Below are 3,964 nucleotides of genomic sequence, written 5' to 3' on the forward strand. Positions count from 1 at the left end.
CCGGGCGGCGTGCCCGGCGAGCCCGGTGCCCCCATGATGCCGCCGCCGGGTGGAGCCGGTGCGGGAGCCGGTGGCGGCGGTCAGAAGAACGAACGCGAGCGGACCACCTGGCTGCAAGGCGATCCCGACGACTGGCAGGACGACGACACCGGAGTGTCGTCGCCGACGCTCGGAAGGAGCTGACGATGGCGACCTCACCTGATGGGCAGCTGACCTTCGAGCAGGTCCTCGAGCGCGTGCTCGCGGCGGATCCGGAGAGCTTCTACACCCAAGCGCAGGCCTTCGACGAGGCCGCGAAAACGCTGCACGACGCCAAGAACTTGCTTTCCAAGCACCGGCGGACGCTGGAGGACGCCTGGGCGAACGACGCCGAGCAGCGGTTCATCCAGTTGGACGGGCTGGTCCGGCACCTCGAGGTGCTGCTGGGTGACGTGCCCACCTATCCCGGCATGCTGCGCCGCATCGGTGACGCCATTGTGGACAGCCGGCAGCGGTTGCTCGAGTTGCAGCACATGCCGCCCGACGCGGACAAGAAGGCGACGTCCGACCGCGACAAGCAGGCCCGCAAGATCCTCGACGACCTGTCCGGCACGTACCGGCGGGTCGGTGGCGAGATGCCGGAGCTGCCGGAACGCACGGCGTCGGGTCAGATGCTGACCGCGCCGCCGCCACCGCGGCACGCGGTCGAGTTCGGTAATGCCACGGGCGGCGGTGCGGGATGTGCGCCCATCGCTGCGAAGTCGGCGCATTCCCTGATGAGCCGCACCGCGGCGCCTGCCGTGCACGAACCGGTGAAGGAGGCGGCGGCTCCGGCGCCGCAGGCCGCGTTCGGACGTTTCGCGCAGTACGCGACCCGGCCGGCAGCCAGCACCGCACCTGCCCCGAAAGCGCGTTCGTTCAACGGTTTCGCGCGACTGACCGACCAGGCGGATCCGGCCGCTCTCGCCCTGCGCCCCGGCGGAACCAACCCGGCCGCCGCGGACGCTCCTGGGCAACGGGAGCGCAGGCACGCCGAGACCGCGGAGGTCCCGGTCGAACTGGACCGGTCGACTAATGTGTCCACTGTGGACGCTGTGGCACCGGTGAAGCTCGAATCCTCCCCAGTCGCCGCGCCGTCCCCGGCCGCGGCCACGGCTCCAACCACATCCGCGGCTCCGGAATCGGCTCAGACGGTCAGGCCGCACATCTCGCTGACGAGCACCTTGTCGCTCGCATCCGTGCCCGCCGCTCCCTCGGCGCCACCCGTTGCCGCACCACCTGCCCCCACCGCACCGCCCGCGATTCCGGCCACGTCAGGTCCTCCGCCGAATCCGCTGGCCGTGTCCGCACACGCGCACCTCGCACCGGACTCGGCCGCCGACGCGAACATGATGCGCCCCAGCATGGGCGGAGCGGTCGCGCCGGGAGTGTCAGGTCCGGTGGGACGCGGCTCCGAGGTGTGGCTGCGAGGCGACAGTACCGAGTGGACGGCCACCCACCAGGCCGCCGCTCAACCGGGCCGGGACGGCACCCGCGACCACAGGCTGGGCTTCACCGGCGACAGGAATGCCGCCGAGCAAGGAGAGGATGCGCGATGAAGGACTGGAGCACCGAGTACGGCTCGGTGGAAGAAGCCGGTGAAGCGGCACTGTCCGCTCTCGATCGCGAGCACCGCAAGCTCACCGACGTCACGAACATGATCGACGAGGAGTCGACGACGGTGCGGTCCAAGGACCGTTCGGTGTCGATGGACTTCGACGGACGTGGCGAGATCACCGGAATCACGTTCCACGGCACGAAGTACCGGGGCATGGCACCGGCGGAGCTCAGCCACCTGCTCGTGGAGACGATCCGCGCCGGACGTGCCCAGTGCATGCAGAAGGTCGCGGACGCGATGGGCGAGGACTTCCTGCCAGGGATCAGCTTCGCCGATCTGGCCACCGGAAAGATGGACGCCGAGGACATCTTCCAGAAGCTCGTGTCGCCGTTCTTGGGCGACGAAGCCGGCGAGGGCATCCTCGGCCGTTCTCCGAAGGACACGCAGGGAGGTAGCCGCAATGGCTGACAAGACCAGGATCGACCCGGACGAGGCGCGCGCCGAGAACGCGAAGCTGAAGAACATCGCGGCCCGCTTCCAGTCCTCTGTGGACAAGCTCAAGGCCGAGGCCGCGGCGAAGGACGGCTGTTGGGGCGGCGACAAGTTCGGCGAGGCCTTCGCCAAGGGCTACAAGCCCGGCGCGACGCAGATGCTCGACAACTCGGGCAAGATCGAAGAGGGCGTGGTGGGCACCACGAAACAGGTCGACCAGGCCCTCGCCGACTTCGAGAAGACGGACGAGTACAACTCCAAGAACCTTTAGTCCCCAGTACATCCCGGTCGAACAGGTCCTCACCCATGGCCACGCATCTGCCGCACGGACTCCAGAAGCTGCTGGAGTTCACCGTTGGCATGCCCTGGCCTGAGGGCGACGAACACGACATGTGGGACCTGGCGAAGGCGTGGCGGACCTTCGCCGACGAACTGGAGCAGCTCGCTTCCGACCTCGGCGTGGAGGCGAGCGCCTTCGGTGAGGCGATCCAGGGCGAAACCGGGGAACAGCTTCAGAAGTACCTGAGGGAGTCGCTGGGCGACTCGGCCGGCCAGATGAAGGACGGCGCGGAGGAACTGGCGAAGGCGCTGCAGAACGGCGGCGCCGACATCCAGAAGACCAAGATCATGGTCATCGGGATGCTGGCCATCCTGGCCGCGACCCTGGCATCCCTGTTCGCCTCCCTGTTCGGCTCGATCTTCGCCCCGTCGGTCATCGCCGCCGCCCGCGTAGGCATCGGCGTGCTGCTGCGCACGTTGGTGCAGAAGCTGGTGCAGGCCGGCCTCACGACCGTCCTGCGCGAGGTCGCCGTGAAGGTCGTGACGAACACCGTCATCGGCACCGCGTTCATGGTCGGCCTGGACGCGGGCATCCAGGGCGGCCAGATCGCAGCCGGAAAACGCGACGGCTTCGACAAGGAATCCCTCAAGGGCTCCGCGATCGGCGGCGCGATCGGCGGCGCGCTCAGCGGTTTCGGCGAGGGCCTGGGCGGCGCGTTCGGCAAGCTCGGCCGCGAGGCCTTCTCGCACCTGCCCCGCACCACGCGCAGCATCATGGGAACGCTGGGGAACACCGGCTTGCAGATCGCCGCCGCGGCGGCGAGCAACCCGGCCACCAACTTCGCGACGCACAGCTCCGACGGCAACGTCACCGACGGCATCTTCGGCGCCTTCGAGCCGGGCGGCGGCAGCCACGCGCACGCCAAGGTGCCGCACATCGACCCGGTCAACGTCAAGCCGCTCGAGCCGATCACGTCGGTGAAGCCCCCAGAGGGCCTCAACACCACAACGCCAGAAACGACCACGGCGGCGCCGACCACCACTACGGCGGCGCCGACCACCACTACGGCGGCGCCGACCACTACGACTACGCCCTCCCGGACGACCACGACCGCGTCTACAACGACGACGACGACGTCGACCGCGACCAGGCCGACCACCACGAGCGCGCCGACGACGACCACAACCTCAACCAACACGACGTCAACCAACACGACGTCGACCTCCACGACGTCAGCAAGCACGACGTCGACGACCTCCGCGCGGCCGGCCAGGATTCCGGCAGCGGCAGAGCCAGTGACCACCAGCCGGGTCACCGACAGCCGAGGCCGGGAAATCGGTTCCGGTTTCACCGGCAACACCAGGACTCCGGTGACCACCACGGCCGAGCCGAACACCAGCTCGTCCAGCGGACAAACGACAGTCGGCCGTGAACGGCCCACGACGTCCTCGACCGAGCGGCCAACCACCACGTCGACTACGTCGCCGAGCACCACGTCGACTACGTCGCCGAGCACCACGTCGACTACGTCGCCGAGCACCACGTCGACTACGTCGCCGAGCACCACGTCGACTACGTCGCCGAGCACCACGTCGACCACGTCGCCGAGCACCACG

Annotated in this window: 4 protein-coding genes and 1 pseudogene; all 5 read left to right on the forward strand. The window is 68.9% G+C overall.

Annotated features, from left to right (window positions below; all coding sequences use genetic code 11):
* Window positions 1–183: pseudogene (locus B0F77_RS48410) on the forward strand (hypothetical protein); the annotation flags it as partial.
* A gap of 2 nt (window positions 184–185) precedes the next feature.
* Window positions 186–1,577, forward strand: a complete 1,392-nt coding sequence (locus B0F77_RS44715; RefSeq protein ID WP_086669137.1) for a hypothetical protein — start codon at window positions 186–188, stop codon at window positions 1,575–1,577.
* The gene (locus B0F77_RS44720; RefSeq protein ID WP_086669138.1) at window positions 1,574–2,044 is read left to right on the forward strand and encodes a YbaB/EbfC family nucleoid-associated protein; all 471 of its coding nucleotides are present in this window, start codon (window positions 1,574–1,576) and stop codon (window positions 2,042–2,044) included. Before B0F77_RS44715 ends, B0F77_RS44720 begins: the two co-directional genes overlap by 4 nt.
* Window positions 2,037–2,339 carry a WXG100 family type VII secretion target gene (locus B0F77_RS44725; protein ID WP_086669139.1) on the forward strand — a complete coding sequence of 101 codons (303 nt, stop codon included), beginning with the start codon at window positions 2,037–2,039 and terminating at the stop codon, window positions 2,337–2,339. The genes B0F77_RS44720 and B0F77_RS44725 overlap by 8 nt, the downstream gene beginning before the upstream one ends.
* Window positions 2,340–2,374: 35 nt before the next feature.
* On the forward strand, window positions 2,375–3,964 hold a 1,590-nt coding region (locus B0F77_RS49480; RefSeq protein ID WP_483868458.1), incomplete at its 3' end, for a WXG100-like domain-containing protein.

This window comes from Lentzea kentuckyensis (assembly GCF_002150765.1).
In the GTDB taxonomy this organism is placed as follows: Bacteria; Actinomycetota; Actinomycetes; order Mycobacteriales; family Pseudonocardiaceae; genus Lentzea; species Lentzea kentuckyensis.

Excerpts from the sequence above, each read along its gene's own strand:
- B0F77_RS44715 (WP_086669137.1), top strand. The coding sequence starts at position 186 with ATGGCGACCTCACCTGATGGGCAGCTGACCTTCGAGCAGGTCCTCGAG.
- B0F77_RS44725 (WP_086669139.1), top strand. The coding sequence starts at position 2,037 with ATGGCTGACAAGACCAGGATCGACCCGGACGAGGCGCGCGCCGAGAAC.
- B0F77_RS44720 (WP_086669138.1), top strand. The coding sequence starts at position 1,574 with ATGAAGGACTGGAGCACCGAGTACGGCTCGGTGGAAGAAGCCGGTGAA.